This window comes from Glaciecola sp. G7-5 (assembly GCF_055808975.1).
In genome coordinates, this window is record NZ_CM147892.1 from 1,186,520 (window position 1) to 1,205,210 (window position 18,691).

Annotated in this window: 15 protein-coding genes and 1 pseudogene; 8 read left to right on the forward strand and 8 right to left on the reverse strand. The window is 40.6% G+C overall.

All coding sequences use genetic code 11. The annotated features are described in order from the left end of the window. Positions 1-169 precede the first annotated feature (169 nt). A complete protein-coding gene (locus AC0L6H_RS05230; protein WP_473393002.1) occupies positions 170-1,825 on the reverse strand; it encodes a hypothetical protein in 1,656 nt (551 codons plus the stop codon). 744 nt (positions 1,826-2,569) lie between these two features. On the opposite strand from AC0L6H_RS05230, the gene istA reads away from it, so the two are divergent. Both istA and istB read left to right on the forward strand, forming a co-directional pair. Then, entirely contained in the window at positions 2,570-4,114 is a 1,545-nt protein-coding gene (gene istA / locus AC0L6H_RS05235; protein ID WP_473393003.1) for an IS21 family transposase, read from the forward strand. Between the two features lie 12 nt (positions 4,115-4,126). Then, on the forward strand, positions 4,127-4,864 hold the full coding sequence (gene istB / locus AC0L6H_RS05240; RefSeq protein WP_473393005.1) for an IS21-like element helper ATPase IstB: 738 nt from the start codon (positions 4,127-4,129) through the stop codon (positions 4,862-4,864). 819 nt (positions 4,865-5,683) lie between these two features. Here istB and AC0L6H_RS05245 read toward each other — a convergent pair. Both AC0L6H_RS05245 and AC0L6H_RS05250 read right to left on the reverse strand, forming a co-directional pair. Continuing rightward, the gene (locus AC0L6H_RS05245) at positions 5,684-6,637 is read right to left on the reverse strand and encodes a hypothetical protein (RefSeq protein ID WP_473393006.1); all 954 of its coding nucleotides are present in this window, start codon (positions 6,635-6,637) and stop codon (positions 5,684-5,686) included. Positions 6,638-7,052: 415 nt separating this feature from the next. Then, entirely contained in the window at positions 7,053-7,493 is a 441-nt protein-coding gene (locus AC0L6H_RS05250; RefSeq protein ID WP_473394465.1) for a DUF3427 domain-containing protein, read from the reverse strand. A 600-nt stretch (positions 7,494-8,093) separates the two neighbouring features. Between AC0L6H_RS05250 and AC0L6H_RS05255 the strand changes: the two genes are divergently transcribed. Both AC0L6H_RS05255 and AC0L6H_RS05260 read left to right on the forward strand, forming a co-directional pair. Next, positions 8,094-8,597, forward strand: a complete 504-nt coding sequence (locus tag AC0L6H_RS05255; RefSeq protein ID WP_473393007.1) for an antitoxin Xre/MbcA/ParS toxin-binding domain-containing protein — start codon at positions 8,094-8,096, stop codon at positions 8,595-8,597. After that, on the forward strand, positions 8,598-9,068 hold the full coding sequence (locus AC0L6H_RS05260) for an RES family NAD+ phosphorylase (protein WP_473393008.1): 471 nt from the start codon (positions 8,598-8,600) through the stop codon (positions 9,066-9,068). It abuts the gene before it with no gap. Between the two features lie 38 nt (positions 9,069-9,106). Here the strand turns inward: AC0L6H_RS05260 and AC0L6H_RS05265 are convergent. Beyond that, positions 9,107-11,463: pseudogene (locus tag AC0L6H_RS05265) on the reverse strand (DNA polymerase II). Between the two features lie 213 nt (positions 11,464-11,676). Here AC0L6H_RS05265 and AC0L6H_RS05270 point away from each other — a divergent pair. The 3 genes from AC0L6H_RS05270 to AC0L6H_RS05280 are packed head-to-tail and all read left to right on the forward strand — an operon-like array spanning position 11,677 to position 14,420. Continuing rightward, on the forward strand, positions 11,677-11,940 hold the full coding sequence (locus tag AC0L6H_RS05270; protein ID WP_473393009.1) for a helix-turn-helix domain-containing protein: 264 nt from the start codon (positions 11,677-11,679) through the stop codon (positions 11,938-11,940). A 38-nt stretch (positions 11,941-11,978) separates the two neighbouring features. Further along, entirely contained in the window at positions 11,979-13,265 is a 1,287-nt protein-coding gene (locus tag AC0L6H_RS05275; protein WP_473394466.1) for a type II toxin-antitoxin system HipA family toxin, read from the forward strand. A gap of 12 nt (positions 13,266-13,277) precedes the next feature. Continuing rightward, complete coding sequence (locus AC0L6H_RS05280; RefSeq protein ID WP_473393011.1) at positions 13,278-14,420, forward strand: hypothetical protein; 1,143 nt, start codon at positions 13,278-13,280, stop codon at positions 14,418-14,420. 74 nt (positions 14,421-14,494) lie between these two features. On the opposite strand, the gene AC0L6H_RS05285 is transcribed toward AC0L6H_RS05280, so the two are convergent. The 4 genes from AC0L6H_RS05285 to AC0L6H_RS05300 all read right to left on the reverse strand — a co-directional run bounded on the left by AC0L6H_RS05285 (position 14,495) and on the right by AC0L6H_RS05300 (position 18,089). Continuing rightward, the gene (locus AC0L6H_RS05285; protein WP_473393012.1) at positions 14,495-14,758 is read right to left on the reverse strand and encodes a hypothetical protein; all 264 of its coding nucleotides are present in this window, start codon (positions 14,756-14,758) and stop codon (positions 14,495-14,497) included. 20 nt (positions 14,759-14,778) lie between these two features. Next, complete coding sequence (locus tag AC0L6H_RS05290) at positions 14,779-15,681, reverse strand: nucleotidyl transferase AbiEii/AbiGii toxin family protein (RefSeq protein WP_473393013.1); 903 nt, start codon at positions 15,679-15,681, stop codon at positions 14,779-14,781. Next, positions 15,678-16,259, reverse strand: coding sequence for a type IV toxin-antitoxin system AbiEi family antitoxin (gene abiEi, locus AC0L6H_RS05295; RefSeq protein WP_473393014.1), 582 nt, complete (start codon positions 16,257-16,259; stop codon positions 15,678-15,680). Before abiEi ends, AC0L6H_RS05290 begins: the two co-directional genes overlap by 4 nt. A 135-nt stretch (positions 16,260-16,394) precedes the next feature. Next, positions 16,395-18,089 carry a methyltransferase domain-containing protein gene (locus tag AC0L6H_RS05300; protein ID WP_473393016.1) on the reverse strand — a complete coding sequence of 565 codons (1,695 nt, stop codon included), beginning with the start codon at positions 18,087-18,089 and terminating at the stop codon, positions 16,395-16,397. 187 nt (positions 18,090-18,276) lie between these two features. Between AC0L6H_RS05300 and AC0L6H_RS05305 the strand changes: the two genes are divergently transcribed. Further along, a complete protein-coding gene (locus tag AC0L6H_RS05305) occupies positions 18,277-18,672 on the forward strand; it encodes a (deoxy)nucleoside triphosphate pyrophosphohydrolase (RefSeq protein WP_473393018.1) in 396 nt (131 codons plus the stop codon). Positions 18,673-18,691 lie beyond the last annotated feature (19 nt).

Consider the following 18,691-nt stretch of genomic DNA (forward strand, 5'->3'; position numbering starts at 1 on the left):
GCCAAGACTTGCCCCACCAGATAATGCTATCGCAGAATCCTCGCTAATTTCCGCAGTTAGATGATTGGAAAAGAAAAGGATTGAAAAAGCGATTCCAAAAATAAAAATTTTTTATATATAGCTTCCTGTAATTAATGTGGTAAATGCTCAGCGTAATATGTACCTTGTCCTAAGGACAATTACTTACACTTATTACTGACGATCCACCCAGAACCCCCTCTAATTTTATCGATGGGTTTTTCACGCTGGATGTTAGTGAAATTTGACCTGTATCTTTAGTAAAACCTATATTATTAGCTCCAATCGATACTTTATTGACTAAATTTGCTTTTTCTGTAGTCGTGTTCAATTTTATTCTGTAACTGTTTAGCCCATCTAAAGAGCAGGTCGAAGTAAAACCTGTGTTATCTATTGGTGCTACTATTACTACTGGAAAAAACACTGAATTAATTTTATTGTTTGCTGTGTATACGGATTGAAACAGTCCTTGTCCGGCTACAAAGCTACCGACGATTTTAAAACATGATGATAATTTTGATCTACTTAACAAAGAAGAGGTAACACCAGTCAAGTTGAGGATACTTGAGTTTGCGGTATCTAAATTGACAACATCACTATGATCTATGCACAAAGTACTGTCGTTAGCAGTAATATCTATGAAGTGTATGCCATTGGAACTGGTCTTTGATGTAAGTTTTATTTTTGCGTTAGAGTAAGAGAGCTTTTCTTGAGCAATAGATAAACGCTCTGTGAATAGTTTCATATTCTGCATAGTTAAAGAATTAGGATTTCTTAGTAACTTGTTCAATTCATCTTCGGCCGGATACAGGGCTTTCCTTGCACTCCATAGCGAGGAGTCGCCACCTTTTACAATACTTAAGCGAAGCCATGTTTTCTTAACAAATGCTTTTTCGTCAGTTGCGGCGCCAGTTCGAAGTCCGTCAGATAAAACAGAAATTTTACCCTGTTTAAACTCCTCAAGAGCATCACCATCGGGTACATCAGAAGTGCCTCTGACAATTGCTGTTGGTAAAAACATGACAGTATCAGTTACTAATGCAGGTATGCTCCAACCACCCTTACTAAAATAGTCATAGCATGTACCCATGCGGCATGCTTCTTGTTTCACAAGGACTAGTTCACCATCTTTTAGTGGTAATACTCTAGAATTTGTATAACTTTTATATTTAGAGTTACCAGCTACAAAGTCAAGATCCATATTGATTACAATATCGTTTTCGTTTGTTTTTATAAGTGTTTGTGCGATTTCCTTAGCGATCTTAATTTCGCCAAGTGTGACCGGGTCAGCTAGCGCTAATGTTGAAGCAGATCCGGCTATAAATTCTAGCATTGCTGCGTTGTTATCACTTTCTTCTAGGTCATATTCATAAATTTTGATGTTCATTGTAAGTAAGTCGCTTTCCATCTTCTTTGGCCCATAAAGAACTTTGTTTAATAGAGGCGCTCTAGTAGCGTCAGCAATATTATTATAAGGACCAAGAATTTTTGTGACTGTATCACTCGCTGTGCCTGTTACAGCTTCCGTGAATTCTACGACTATTAAGACTTCATTTATACCACCAAAATCTTTCAGATACTTGAGATAAGAGTCAGTAAGGTATATAGCGAAGACATCCTCCCCGTCGACGCCCCCATCTTCTTCAGTTTTAAATATTGTATCTGGATTGCTAACTAATTCGGATGACCTTATTAGGGGTGATTCAAGTTTACGTTCACTATTCACTGAATGAACTGAGATAGTTCCTAATGGTGACGCGCATGCATTTACAAATACTATGAGCAAAGATATTAAAATTAGTTTCATTTTAGATTCCAAATAAATTATAGGTCGTTTTCTAAACAAACAACGTCTATCCAAAATAGCAACTCAATTTTTTAGGCTGACGAAGCAAATGGATTCTTTTTTAAATTTCGCTTTTGTTGAAAAAATTAATAAGTCTGAAGACTCTCTCGCAAGAGGCCATGTTATATAACTTAATAAATGTATTATCTAAAGAAAGAGTCATCGCAAACAAGGACAAAAGATATGTTCTTGTCAACTGATTAATAAAAATCGTTGAATCTTTTAAATTTTTAGCATGGTTACTAAGAAAGGGTGAACTCTTCAGAATCAGCAATGAGGCTTCATAATCAAAGGGAGGTTTTATCTGTTTGTTACGCATTTCTTCCTTAAATCGCATTAACTGGTGGCTGTTAATTCAAGGAACTTCTAAATCCTCTACAAGATTTTGTATGTCAAAAAATAACCAAAAAAAACAAGCCCGTCAAGTTTTATTGACATTTTCTGTTGGGCATTCTAATCAACTAATTTGAACGTCAAGTATAGTCGAGGCATTAAAGGTCAATGACTCCTGCATATTCTGGCTCTACGTGAACACATATTCTGGACGAACGTGAACACCATTTCTGGATAAGCGTGAACAGTAATTCTGGCTTCAACGTGAACAATTTAGCGTAGCTTCCAGAATGAGTGTTCACATTCCAGAATCCATTCCCCGCATTGATTAATTAATTGCTAACCTGTCCCTTTTGTTTTTTAGGAGCAGGTATGCCAGCACAGAGATTAACAATGCGCAAACTTAGAGATATATTGAGGCTGAAGTTGCAATCTGACCTCAGCATAAGACAGATCCATCGCAGCCTAAGAATAAGTGTAGGATCGGTGTCTAAAATACTGAAAAAGGCACAGGCTTTAGAGTTAGATTTTTCCGCTGTTTCAGCGTTAGACGATAGTGAGCTTGCCAGATTATTCTACCCAAATGCTGACACGCGAATATCCACCGAATTCGAAATACCGGACTGGCATTCGGTGCACAAAGAATTGATGGCAAAGGGGGTGACGCGGTATCTGTTATGGGAAGAGCACGCGGAACAATATCCTACCCGCAGCTACGGCTACGCTCAGTTCTGTCACCATTATTTAGTGTGGACACGCAAGCAGAAACGTTCAATGCGTCAAATTCACAAAGCAGGTGAAAAACTGTTTGTGGATTATGCGGGTCAAACCATACCTATAGTCAGTGGCTCCAGTGGCGAAGTGAGAACCGCACAGATATTCGTCGCCGTCATGGGCGCTTCCAATTACACCTATGCCGAAGCGACTTACACGCAAACGCTATCCGATTGGGTGCAAAGCCATGCAAGATGCTTTACGTTTTTAGATGGTTTGCCCCAAGTAGTGGTCCCTGACAACTTAAAAAGCGGGGTGACAAGAGCGTGTAATTACGATCCCGATCTCAATCCGACTTATCAGCAAATGGCGGCGCATTACGGTGTGGCGATAATTCCAGCCAGACCTAAGCGGCCGAAAGATAAATCGAAAGCTGAAGTAGGCGTTCAAATTATTGAACGTTGGATATTAGCAAGGGTAAGACGTATCACATTCTTCTCGTTAGCCGAGCTTAATCAAACAATTAAAGCCTTATTAGAAGATGTGAATAATCGCCACTCTAAACACTTAAAAGGGAGTCGGAAAGATTGGTTCGAGGCCATTGATAAGCCCAATCTACGTCCGCTTCCTAAACATCCTTACGAGTATACCGACATCAAACCCGTGAAAGTTAATATAGATTATCACGTGCAATATGACGACCACTTGTACTCAGTGCCGCATCACTTAGTCGGTGAGCGTATCCATTTACACGCTAAATTCAACATGATTGAACTGTACTTCCACAATAATTTAGTCGCCAATCATGCGAGGCAATATCGGCGCGGTATGACGACTACACCGGCACATATGCCTAAACAACATGAAATCTACCACAAATGGGACCAATCCAAATTGGTCAACTGGGCTAAGAATGTTGGTCCAGCTTGTCTCGATTGGGTAGAAACTCAATTCCACCGTAAGGCGCATAAAGAGCAAGCGTTTAGAGTCTGTTTAGGTATGTTAAGTCTAGGCAAAAAATACCCACACAGTCGTCTAAATAAAGCCTGCGCGATCGCTAATCAACACGGGCTTTATCGCGTCAAACAAATTAAGGATATTTTACTGAGTAACCAAGATAACTTGCATCAAGACACGACTGAAGTGACGTCCACCTTGCCACAAACTCACGAAAATATCCGTGGCCCACAAAGCTTCCACTAACAGGATAAAAACATGATCAACCAAACCTTAAATCAATTGCGTCAACTACGACTCAACGGCATGGCCGCTGCCTTGCAACTGCAAACCGAGCAACCTGGCAATTACGATAATCTTAGCTTCGAAGAGCGTATTGCCATGATGGCCGACAGCGAACAACATGAGCGCGAAATACGCAAGCAAGAACGGCTACTCAAAGCAGCTAAACTGAAAATACATGCCAATGCACAAGATATTGATTACACGCAGCCACGAGGCCTTAAGCAGTCTCAGATGGCATCACTATTAAATTGTGAATGGGTGAGTAAACATCAAAACCTATTACTTACCGGCCCCTGCGGGAGCGGAAAAACATACTTGGCGTGCGCTGCCGCGCACACTGCCTGTAGCAAAGGTTACAGTGCAAAATACTACCGACTATCACGACTCTTGATATCGCTGACCCAAGCAAAAGCTGATGGCACTTACACAAAAATGCTAAACCAACTGGCTAAAATTGACATGTTGATACTCGATGACTGGGGACTAGAGCCACTGAAACCAGCACAACGCAACGACCTGATGGAAATAATGGATGACAGAAACGGCAGCACATCCACCGTTATCATCAGTCAATTACCCACTGATGAATGGTATCAATCCATTGGCGACAATACGCTTGCTGATGCAATATTAGATCGACTAATGCACAACGCTCATCGAATTAATTTAAAGGGAGAATCTATGCGAAAAATACGTTCAGAGTTGACTTAAGGTGAACACTTGGGGTAAAAACCCTACTAGCTCAATGCGGAGAATTTAGGTGTTCACGTTCAGCGCAGAATTGGTATTCACATTCGCCAGAATACGCAACTCCCACTAAACGAAAGTAACGCAATTCGCTAAAGGGCGCTACCAACTTATCGAATTTGAGTGACAAGTACCGATTCTCATTTATGTATACCAAATTGTGGACGTAACTCTTCTTAGTCCATTCGAGCGCCACGATTTTGTTTAAATATCGCGTGTGGTTAGAAAAGATGATTTGAACTCTCTTTAGGCTATTCTGATTTTAGGAGAGGGTTAAAAAGGCTTATTATCAAGGATTTAGAATTTAGACAACAGTGCGAGCCGAATTAAATTGGGCTCACTATTTTAGTCTAGTTCCTATAGACACTAGTGAAGCGAGAAACCCATACAAATTCAAAGTGGATTATTCTTTAGGTCTTGATTGTCGTTATCTGACCGAGATTAAATTCCATTGGGGTACTGAAGTATAGTTAATGTTTGTTTTGGTGCTGAAAGGAAGCTAATCACAAAATAAAGTTGTATCAAAATACATAAACATTTATGTTTAAATTATAGAATTAATTGTGACAAAACTTACTAATAACGATTTTAAATTGTGTATAAAAACTTAGATTGAGTGAAATGGTGACAAATCTAAACGGTGTAAAATGGCACAAAACGATTTCGTTAATAACTATTTATTTCAATAGGTTACATTGAGTAGTGTGTCAAAACCCCAAATAATCCCAAATAAAACCCTCTTATATACTCAAAAAAATACCACACTCCGAAGCCGAAGAATCATTATTTGGTAATTAAATTAAACCAGCGATCAAACTCCCTTTGTAAATGCACTACCGTCTTTCCTGAAATTCTTTCTATGTCTTTTATACTTACTTTAGCGCACGCGTTATAATTTTCTTCCATCAATAATCGAGAAAGTAGGGTAGGTTGACGTTGCATTAAATATGCAATAAATGCCCAGCTCGTCGCATACATTTTTTGACTTTGGCTGCGCCATTCCTTTTCGTTAACTTGAAATAGTTGGTTTAAAGGTATAGAGGGTTGTTTACTCAATAGAGAAAACCAAGGACTGCTTGTTATCGGTAAACTTAAATCTGTCTCGGCGTATTCAGCTATGCCCTCATTTAACCACTTACTCATGCTACCAAACCAGTGGCGGTTAATTGCGTGCATTGCTTCATGCACAGCAGTATTTATACCTTGGGCTTCTGAATGCATCATTACCACTGATTCATTGGTAGCTCCCATGTAAAATCCTAAACTATTTGCTAAATTTGGTGCCACACGTTTTTGGTAACTTTTATACAAAGCTATTTTATTAAACAGCCTAAAATCAACTCGAACCGGTTGAACGAGATGTTTAGGAACAACGTGTACAAACATTTCACTCGCCTTCATGACGCGTGCATTTATCGTGTTACGCAGGCGCATGCTAGTTGATGAATAATGGTAGTTAATGGATATCATTTCGGGCTGAATACTGCCAATCAGAGTAACGGGCGTGTTACCGAATACTTGCCGTGATTTGTCGCTAATAGTCGTGATTCCATTTTCGTCTTGCCATTGATATATAGCCTTTTGCTTGCTTATGTTAATTGGTGAAGCACAAGCTTCACTAACTGTTTGAAGTTCATAAAAGTGATGACGTGCAACAGTCTCAGATGTTTCGTCTAATTGACGGTATACATTGTTTTGATTTATTTTGGCTTGAGATTTTTGTTTTCCCGTCGCCATTACTATTTCTGCTTCGGTAGTATCTCGCGGGTTAATTGTTTCCCGCAGTGAGCCGTTTATCTGTGTCAGAATTTGATTTATCGAATCGCTGAATAAGAATTTATCTCTACCATAATTAAGAACCAAAAGAGTGTTTATTACACAAACCAGCGCGATTATTGGGAATGTAATTTTTGGTTTCTTTGCTAACAACGTGTATGTTCCATTCTATGCTAAATTTACCAACACACTGTGTTGTTTGGGCAAAGAGTGCATAAAATATAACTTTTATACTAGAGGCTTATTAATATTTCGTTATGGGATCAGATACTTTTTTAGTGCTAATGTGACCTAATAAATAGATTCACCAAAAACTACCACACATCGAAGCCCTAGTTTCACGCGTTCAAATAGCGCCGGGAGCGCCATTCTTAGGTTAAAAACTAAAAAACTCTAATAATTGTTCTGATAGTGGTACTTCCAAATTCCAAACTACGTCCATCGGTTTTTCACCTATATGTGATTTATAGGTAACCAAACCAAGATAAAAGAAAGGGGCAGCCTTTCCACGATGTAGTTTATTTTTACGGACAAATAAGTGAACTTTCTGATGGTTAATGATTGCCTGACCTTTCTTGCTTTCTACTTTGGTTGATGCTTGGCTTTGCCATTTTAGAGTTTTGGCATCTACAAATTTGTCGTGGTATTGCTGTTCTAGGTTTCTTCCTTGTTTATTTAATGTAACAAACAGGAACTGATCATCTCTATTTTTCGGTATTATGTGACCAGCTTCCCACACCGAATTGTTAAAAGGCAGCCCGAATAAAGGGGGAATGTCAGCGCGCATAAATTGCTGATGAAGAAAAAAATCTTCTATGGATCACTTTCGTTCGTCTCTTTTATTCGTACCTGATGAGATGTTGTGGTTGAATTAGCCGCCGGATGCAACTTGCCACTGATAATGAAAAGTTTGGAGACTGAATGGCAAAAGATACGCCCTCGATGGCAAAGAGTAAGATCAAAAGAAGCCTTGGTGCAATCTGTGATCCCCATCCTTTAAAGAGAGAAGAAGATGAACTTTGGGAGTATTTTGATTCTCATTGCGCGTATTGCGGAGTATCGATCGGAAAGGCCTCAAGAACAGGTCATCTAGACCACTTAATTCCCACTTCCGAAGGTGGGTCGAATAGCATTCATAAATCATGCATTATCAGTTCTTGTTTGCCGATTCTAGGGCTAAATGATAGGAAATTGAAAATTTAGGAAAGAAGCATGGTGACGTATTCGCCGCGATGTCAGAGGACGAGCATCGAGATTGCATTTACTACGAACAATAGCTCTAAATGGCCCTGCTTTTTAGTCGGGGGCAAACTGCTTATCTACTTTTCTAAAGGAAATAGTGCCTTTAAATTTAGCATTATTTCTTATTTGTCGATAATCTGGTATATTAGATACATTGTTATTAGAGGATACCACTATGCAAGTCGCCAAAGAATATGAAGCGCTTACGCTGATCTCGCTACCTAATACACCGTCGTATGACACTATCGTTAGCGAAGGTCTCCCTATCCATGCCATTAATAATATGATGACGTTGCTTGGTGCCAGTAAGCAAGAAGTCGCTAAGGTGTTGGATACGAGTGTGAGGCGACTTAATCAAATAGCTAAAACCGAAGATGTTAAGTCTCTTCGCCCTATGGGTCTTACTATAGGCCAACCAGTGAGGGGTTTTAAACCAAATGTGCCGGATGCTTTAAGAGCTTCATTGAATAAAAATTCGACCGAACGCGCATTGCTTGTGACACATGCTTTTTTGAAAGCCGTCGACTATTTTGAGAGCGAAGAAAAAGCGCGAGAATGGTTTCACCATAAAAATATGTCGCTGGGCGACAAAGCGCCATTTGAGATATGCGACACCATTATGGGTATTCGCCGCGTCGAAAACACCATTGTTAAACTCGAATACGGCATGACAGCCTAAGTGGAAGTCTTTCGCCTTGCCAGTAGGAGATTCCCGTCGCTTGATGGTGCTGGTGGCCTTTACAGCGATGGTCGCTGGCACTCACAAGGGCGACCTATCGTTTATACCGCTAGCTCTCGCTCTTTGTCTGTTCTTGAAAGGTTTGTGCATGAGCAATCTATCAATGTGCCATCACTGGTCATGATGAGTATTTACATTCCTGATGATATTGATTACCAGCACTATACTGCCTCTACTTTACCTGACGAATGGGACACGATAGATAATATCTTTCAATCCCAAACTCAGGCGCTTGGCGATACATTTTTGGAGGATAACCGATACAGCTACCTAAAGGTGCCGTCAGCGATTGTCCCGCACGAATACAATTACCTAATCAACCCCTCTCACAAAGACTCACAGCGCATTCGCATTAATGAGTCTCTACCCTATCACTATGACGAGCGTTACAAGCGATTTATCAAAGCGTAAGCACCCAGGCAATCACACCTATACGTAGAAAAAAACGACTAAAACAAACCCATCTGCTGGCTGGCCATATCTTCAAAACACAAATTTATGAAAGGTAATATTCCCTCAGCGATAGGTTTGATTTGTTTTTCAACGTAATGGTCATAGTCGATTTTACTGCTCAGGTATTCTAGTGGCTCGGGGCCATTGATAGTAATAACATACGAAATCCAACCTTTGTGCTGATACTTGAGCGGTTTATTTAATGCTTCGTTTTGCTTATCGGCCAATCTAGCGGCCCTAACATGAGGGGGATGTTTTTTACGTACAAATCTAATCTGCGGCGAATACGTTTTCTGTAAATGAGCTGCTCATCAAGCATACCTGAGCGCGTGTCTTTAATGGTTTTAAGCACATATTCTTGTACGTTTTCTCCGGCAAACACCATTTGGTATAATTTAAGTTGAAAGTTTTTCGCAAGTTGTGTCCAGTCTGAACGCACTGTTTCTAAACCTTTGAATATCAGCTTGTCGCCATCTTTGCTCGTTTTTAAGCCGGCATAACGTTTTTTACTGCCCAATTCCGAACCTCGGATAGTCGGCATTAGAAACTGACTAAAATGGGTTTCAAACTCAATTTCTAAATCACAATCGAGGTGATGTGTTTGTTGTATGTTATCTTGCCATTTTTTATTGATGTCAATCGCCAGTGACCGACCGATGTCAATTGCTTGTTGGTTTGTATATTGCCCGTTTAACCACACGAAGGTCGAGTCGGTATCGCCATATATGACCTCGTAACCCGCTTGCTCAATCCATTTGGCTGTGGTTTGCATAATGTCATGGCCACGCAAAGTAATTGAGCTTGCTAAACGCGTATCGTAAAACGGGCAGCCTCCGGAGCCTAATACCCCATAAAACGAATTCATCAGAATTTTTATCGCCTGACTGCGAGCTGCGTCTTTGTTTTTCTTTGCCTCGTCGCGCTGTTGCCAGAGTGACTTGATAATGTCAGGCAAAAAGTGTTTGTCTCTACTGAATTTGGCGCCTTTATAGCCCTCAATGGCGTCCTCGGGTGACGCTAAGCCTTCCACTAAGCCCAGTGGGTCAATCTTAAAGGTTCTAATAATGGATGGATAAAGGCTCTTAAAGTCCAACACTAAAACGTGCTGGTACAACCCTGGCTTTGAACTCATCACATATCCGCCTGGACTTGCTAAACCACCATCCCTAGGGCGATTAGGTGAGACATAGCCAGCTCTATGCAATTTGGGTAAGTATAAATTAATAAACGCTGCTACTGAGCCGCCCATTCGGTCGAGCTCAAGACCCGTTAGCTGGCTGCGTAACGTTAAAAAATCGAGTACTTTTGTGTGCGCAAAGATTTCCAGTACTAGCTGGCAGTCTTGCAGATTGTATTTGGCCAACTTAACTTTATCGTGCTGAAAGTCATGCTCGATTTGGGCAAGCCTATCATCTACGTTTTGTGTATCTTTCCCTTTTCCTAATAAGGTTTGAGCAACGTTTTCTAAGCTAAAACTATCAAACTGATATGTTGCTGTTTTCAGTGCATCAATACCATCAACCACAACTCTGCCCGACATGGATACGAATCCTTGATTCACTTCATTTCTAGCATCTCGCCATGCAATAGGTTGGTTGTCACGGCCTAATGACAGTTCTACGCCATGCAACGCGGCACGTTTAATTAACAAGCGAAAATCAAAGTTGACCACGTTCCAGCCAATTATTATGTCTGGATCGAGTCGATTGACTTGAACGACAAACTGCTGCAACAGCGCTTTTTCATCATTAACCCAATAAATGTAGTCATCAACGTCCTGATGCTCTCCAATCATTAATACACTTTTAAAGGTTTCGTTAGCGAGGCCAATAGAGAACAATTCACCTTGTTCACTACATTCGATATCAATAGATAATAAAGTAAACGTTGGTACAAATTGACTTGGTTTGCACTGGCTGTTGCTGAGTTCTAAATGTCTATAATTGCCGGCAACTTGTATGCCAGAAAAGAGGGCGGAGCCATAAACAAAACGCTCCATAAAATAACGAGCAACTGGACGTATGTCATCTTCAAAACAAATAATCTGAGCTTGCTTGAGTAGTGTTTTTGCTCTGTAGAGTGAGTTATTACGGTCAAAATATAGACCTCCAACTGCGTTATGCTCAAAGGTCTTTAAGGCTAGTGGTTTATACTTATGCTCAATTCCATTAGCAGTAAGTAAGTTAGTCGCCTTAGCCGAGTCATTTTGCAATACAAAAAAGAGCCCTTGCTGCAAGCTCGATGTCGCCTTTACTACACCGTTTTTGGTTAAGGTCCAGCATTCAATGTAGGTTTTTCCATGGCGCTCAATGCTACGCGCTGTAAGAATAAATCCTTCTATGGATACGTGCATTTATTAGGACCTAGGCTTCGGAAAATTCAAGAGTAAGGAAGGTAAGGGTAATCGTAATAGATAGCAAGTCAGAACACGTATACTGAATTTAGTATAAATTGCTTTTATACTCATTTAGGTATAATGTGAGTTTATCCTGAATTCGGTATATTTGTGCTTTATGCTACACGTAGAATAACGAATTTGTGCAGATACGTATTACACGAGGTAGTAATGAAAATTAACACGTCAAAAGACTTGGGCGCTATTATCAAAGACAGTCGTAAATCCCGCAATTGGACTCAGGCTAAATTGGCACAGCGACTTGGTGTGTTTCAAAAGGATATCTCTAACTGGGAAACGAAGCCCGAAAAAATCACTATCGATATGCTTATCAAGCTATGTGCAGCGTTAGACCTAAACGTTAACCTTGACAAACAATCCAACAATATAAAAGTGTCTTCAGAAACTCTCGGAAAACCAGGGCTGGATTTCTAATGGGGCGAAAATCACATACGCGAACTCTTTACTGCTCTATGAATGGATATCCGGTAGGAGAGCTGTACTTGAAAAAAGGACGCATGAGCTTTAAGTACGACACACAATGGTTAAGTATTAATGGAGCCCGCGCAATATCCTTGAGTCTGCCTATGCAAGAGTCAGAAATATCTGATGACGCCGTTCATGCTTACTTTGACAATTTATTGCCCGATGCAGACGCAATTAGAAAAAACATGAAGGACCGACTTGGTGCAGGTAGTGACAAGCCATTCGATTTGTTAGCTAAGGTTGGCAAAGACTGCGCTGGTGCGCTCACTTTTACCACCACGCCTGTCACTGGAGAAATGTCTAGGCTTTCGCTCACGCCTTTGTCAGAGGCTGAGGTAGCTCAAGTTATAAGAAAAGCTCGTCTTGAAAAAATGTTGGGTATGGACAGCGATGATGACTTTAGAATCTCTATCGCAGGCGCTCAGGAAAAAACAGCGCTAACACATTGGGAAGGTAAGTGGTGTCGGCCACACGGCTCAACCCCAACTACACACATATTCAAACCCCCTATTCTACATCATGCGAGTATGGGGATAGATCTATCTTCAAGCGTAGACAACGAATGGTTCTGCCAAGCATTCATGCAACAATTGGGAATGAATGTGGCCACGAGTGAGATCGCGCAATTTGAGGACCAAAAAGTGCTGATAATAGAGCGTTTTGACCGCAGGTTAGGGGTGGATAATATTCTTCGACTTCCCCAAGAAGATATTTGTCAGGCTTTAGGGAAAGTTAGTGGCTCGAAATACGAGGAGAGCGGTGGCCCGAGTTCCCAGCAGGTAATGGGGTTGCTGTCGGGATCACAAAACGCATTTGATGATAGGCTGGCGTTTTTGAAGGTGCAGATCGTGTTTTGGTTACTTGCTGCTATTGACGGACACGGAAAAAACTTCAGTATAGCCCTTAATAAAGATGGATACCGACTTACGCCTTTTTATGACGTGTTGAGCGCCTACCCGTATTTCGGTCAAGGAAACATTCAGCCACAGAAAATAAAGATGGCGATGAAAGTCCACAGCAAGAACACGCACTACAAATGGAACAATATTCAGGCCCGGCACTGGCCTGAGCATGGAAAGAAGCAAGGCATAGATAAGGAGCAAACATTGGTAATTTTGGCGTTTTTGGAAGCGAATGTAGAATCCGCCCTAGCTCGCACGCTCAAAGAAGCGAACGAGCTTTTTGATATGCATATAGGAGAAGTAATTACAGAGCGTACTCTCACTTGTGTGAGCAAAATAGCTAATTACTTGAAAGCATCAGCTAAGGATTAAAAACACCTTGTTATGAGTGAATACCAATATTATCGATTTGAACGCCTAGATGGACAACTAGACAATAAGGAGCGTCAAGCGCTCAGTAACACGTCAAGTCGTGCCGAACTAACTGCGACTTCTTTTCAAGTTTACTACAACTACAGTAGTTTGCGAGCCGACCCGAGTGAGCTTGTTCTCAATTACTTTGATGTTGGGCTCTATTATGCTGATTGGGGATCAATAGATGTGTATATTAAGCTGCCAGCGGGCGTAGTGCCTGATGAGATATTACAAATGAAGGCTAATAGCTTTTCTATACAGGAAACGCCCCAATGGCAGCTATTAATCTTTTCGATAGAAGAATATTACGAGTACTTTGACAACGAGTATGCGGATGATTTCTTTAATAATTTGGCTGATCTTCGCAGCGAATTGTTGCAAGGCGATTGGCGGCTATTGTATTTTATTTGGTTAAGCGAAATAGAGTTCAACGAAGAACTTACAGCCTTACCTTTGATAAACTTTGACTTTAATCACCTTAGTAAAGCCCAATTGGCATTTGCTGATTTATTCGAAATTCCGTCGGCGTTGGCAAAGGCTCTGGCATTAGTCTTGGTGAACAACCCTCATCATCAAGCAAGTCAAGACACATTTCAAATTGACAACTGGCTTAATAACCTGACGCTGCAAGAAAAGGATAAGCTGTTAAAAATCGTATTTGAACAGGGGCAGTTAACCTCTTATCAAGCGCTGGCAGAGGTTAGAAAAGGTGAAACGAATAAAAAAGATGTTTATCAATACTGGCTGAAACCCGAAACTATAAAGCCATATATCAAGCAAGCTGAAACGCTATTTGAACAAGAACAGGCTGCCGCCGAGGCGCAAAGGCGAGCGATAGAAAAGGCGGAAAAAGAAGCCGCACTCACAGAAATTTACTCAAAGCGAGATAGTGTTTGGTTGTTGGTTCAAGAACAAGCAAGTCGCAGATGTGCAAGTGGGTATGATCTAGCGTCAAGCGAGCTATATCTGTTGGATGAGGCATATAGTTTCAAAGGCTCAACCGATATATTTGAACAACGTTTACAGGCGTTTTTAAAGAAAAATAGTCATCGTAATGCGCTACTTAAGAGGCTAACGGATTTATGTGCTAAATACGGCTACCTTAATGATTGACCATATGGGTAGTATCGTTAGTGTTGAAATGAGGCGCATTGCCTTAGCAATTGTTAATATCTATCCCTTTAAAACTACATACCTATCCAATCTAACGATGACGGATCTACTTTTTTACACACCATGAGTAGCTGCTTCGCCTCTTTTTGAGAACAGTTTCCTTCACAAATTTCTTCAGAAATAATATTGAGCAATTCCTCAAATTCGTCGTCAGTGCCGTCAATAATAACTTTGTTGTCAGCGAAATTGGCAGTCATAAGCATATAATGAACGGCTTCAGGTGGCCCGTATATATCGAGTAATGCACTGTATTGCGCCCTTGTAAGTTTAATTTTCAAGTTCAGTTCTGCCTCATTGATTACATTTTGAAATGTGTATTTATTGAATTACCCAAATTTGCTAAAAGTTTTCGCCCTTGTCGGGAAACTGTATCTTTCACGTAATGAATAAATCCTTGTTGATGAATACTGGTTTGCGCAACCGATGCCATTAAAAATCGCTCCATTTCCCGCTCAAACTCCCCCGAATCCATGTAATGAGGTAACTCCACAAGCCTAGATTCTAGTGCCTCCACACCATTTTCACTTTGGTAATCATTAAACTTACTCATAACTAATTGCGGATCCGCCTCTACTTTTTGTTGGAATAGCCAAGTTAAGTCCCAAACGTCCCTGGCTTTAATGCTTCTTCTAAGAGCCAAAGCAACAAATTTATCCGCGGCAATTTCTTCTAGTGACTCACAATTAACTAAGATGCTTTGATATCCGTCAGGCATTTGCTGGTAAGTCTTTATCATTGGCCGAAGTGAAGATGTATGAGCGGCTACTGTTGCAACCTCTAATCTGATTTTCTGCCATGGGGCACTTTTATTTTCCGGTGCTGTTTCAATAGACACTTTCCAGCGGCCAACTTTAACGTTTTCTCTTTCCTTCAATTTTTCGAAATTAGGCTGAGTCACATTAATTTTTAGGTTGTGCTTTTTACTTAACTCAGTATGGAGGCACTCTTTAAGACTTTGCAACTGTTCAAAATTAAAATCATGGCCGCCAGCAAAGTCTAAGTCTTCCGATAGTCTGTTAGAGCCATACATCATCCTAAGGCAGGTTCCACCTTGAAAGGTTAGTTTTTTAAGAAAGCCCTTTTTCGCCATGGTTGCGATGATTTCATAGTGTAGTAACTCTTTTTCAACGGTAGTTTTTAATAACGTCAGTTGTGGATCTGATTGACAGATTTGCTCTGTCAGACGCTTAACATTGATCATACTTCGTCCTTCGCTAACTGATTATTTTGCTCATCAATAGAGCTCTCTAGTTCTTGGATGTCGACCATATTTATATTTCTACCTACATTTTTCAGATCGTTCCATGCACGCTCAATAGTTGCTTCTCGAATGGGTACATCTTGAATAGGAAAGGTTTCATTCAACAATTTAAGTGGATCTCGCTTAGTATGGATCAACTCTAACGTACCCATAGGCGTGCTAAATTTTCCGCTTCTACCAGTTGTCATTACCGTTAGGTAATCAAACATCTGCTGACTAATTATGCTGTGCTTACTTAAAACTGACTCCAGACTAATGTAATTAATATCTGTTTGCCTTAGAAGGTGAGGTAAATATCTTAAATCTGTTGTAGCGTAGTACCTACTTTTTGGAAATGACCAGACACCTCGACAAACCTTTTCTAGAACGCGCTTTTTTACCAACTGATGCAATCTTACTTTCAATGCATTATCTGGATAATCTGGAAATAACATTCTAAATTGTGCAGTAGTCACAAGAGAGTGCTTTGTATATGATTGAAGCTCAAGGAGCTTTTCTTCTACATTGTATGCCTTCACATGGTATACACTAGGTTATTTTATCGTTAACCTAATGTACATCATTGTAGATATTAGATCTACAAAAGGTTAACGTTAAGATTAACTTTTTGTATACTATAGAGGCATTCTATTCACGTGGTAATCTTCAACCCACTAAAAATCCGCTAACTGTTGCGTATCTTTTATTCGCTGACGCTGCATCAGCATGGCTTCAAATACATCGTCAAACTGTCTATTGTTGATTGGCAGTTCAGGTAACGACAAATTCGCCTGTGAGAAGAACAGCGTTTGTTCTTCATCCCACGCTTGCATCCAAAAATACAAAAGTTCGTCTTTTGAATGTATTAATCGTTGCTCGGTCACAAGTTTATCTGATTTGCTTCGATTGGTTTCTTTTGTAGCAGGCACTAAGTTCCACAGGTCATTACTAGGCCAGCGTGCAAAAGGGAAGGCGTGATCGATATCGTATGACTTGCGCAACTTTTTCTTACTCCATGTACACAAAACATCTTGCTGCGTTTGCATTGCCTTTATACGCTCACGTACTTTTGTTGTAGAACGTGTTTGCTCTTCCCACTTAAGCGCTTCAAAGTACTCGTCTAAACTAAAACTTTGTGAGCCTTGTGTTTTGAAACTCTGCATAACACGTATCCATTCGTTTACCAACGCAGGCTCAATCCAGCAACTAAAGTCAGATATCGTGTTCCAAATATCGCGTGGTACATAAAACAAACCAAAGCTAACTAAATAGTCATAATCCAACATCAACGAAGCTTTTGGCGCTTTGGGCGACTTTCGGTCAACATCAAACACCGCTGTTTTTGTACCTGGTAAGGTGATGTATTTTGCCGGCATGTTTTTGATAGTAGAAGTGATGTGCAAAAATGTTGAATGCAGTGCTTTTGCATTTTGTGTATGAATTGCCCCAATAAAAATATCGTTATTCGACAGCGCCCATATTTTTCGCCACCCATTATCTTTAACGAAACCCAATCCCTTCTGCGGATCTGAGCTTTGTGGCATTTTGTAAGTGTCTACTAATGGTTTGAACAACTTTATCCAGTACATGGCTACAAGGCCGAGCGGCAAAGCGATTTTTGTAACGGTTGATTCGCGCTCAACCACTGCGCCTACATGGCCCTCGGCTATGCGCAGCACACTGCGAATAAGTGCCATTTTATAGGTTGCGGCTTTAGCATCGTTAATAACAATATTACGAATAAGGGGAAAAGCGCCCGTGCCATCATCTGGTAAAGTCAGCACTACGGTTTGCCACGAGACGTCCTTTCTTCCTGATAAGTCGGGCTCAAGCTCTGCTGTAGCAGGCGCGCTAAACTTTAAGCCTAACTTACGAGCGATATCTTTAAGTTTATCTTTACTAACTGCAAATGCTGTTCTGCTATCTGCAAATTCACCATGGCGCAACGTGATAACGAGCTTGCCATTAGGCGCTAATAGTCTGCTTAAAATTCTTATTGCGTCGTTTCTTTGAGAAGGCGCGATATGTTGCCAAACAGCACTGACTAAAATGAGGTCGTATTTGATATCGAGCGCTCTTACTCTATTGAGCTTTGGTAAGGTATCTACAAACCAATCAATGGGTAGGTCTGTAAAGTTCGCCTTCGCTTGTTCAAGCATATTTTCTGATGCATCAACAGCAGTCACGCTATAGCCCTGTTGTGCTAAAAACGCGGCATCACGGCCTACGCCAGTGCCCACATCAAGTGCTTGGCCAGATTTTTGAAGAAGTGATAACCAAGAATGATGAACGTCCTCGGTGCTAACGGCGAGGTATTGCGCATTGAGCTCTTCAACGTGCGTGTCGTAATACTCGTTGTTTTTGGACATGCGTTTCTTTTAACTAACTGTTTTTTATCAGTATGCATCACCGTAATCGATTAGGCTACTTTTTGATAAAAAGCGAATATGAATCTTCTTTGCAGAACAATAAAGACCTTGTCGCTTGGACATTGGATATGTATCCTGGTTTCAGTCAGCATTGCCTGCCTGTTTGTTAATTATTAGGATGATAATAATGATTGAAGTTGTGGCCGCTATTATTGAAAAAGATGGACTTATTTATTGCTTCAAAAAAGGCAAAGCAAAATTTGATTACCTGTCTTTTAAATATGAATTTCCCGGTGGTAAAATTGAGCCAAACGAGCTACACGAAGATGCACTCAAACGCGAGATAGATGAAGAGTTGCAGACCAACATAAGCGTTGGTGAACATTTGCTAAGCGTTGAACATCAATACCCTGATTTTGCCATAAAACTTCATTTTTATGCCTGCACCTGCGATGGGCCTATCGTTAATTTGACAGAGCATATTGAGTTGCAATGTTTACCCTTTGCGCGCCTGCGAGAGCTCGAATGGTTGCCTGCTGACGAGCCTGCTGTAGATTACTTGCAACGGCAACATTTACGCTAGTATGCCAAACAACTATGCC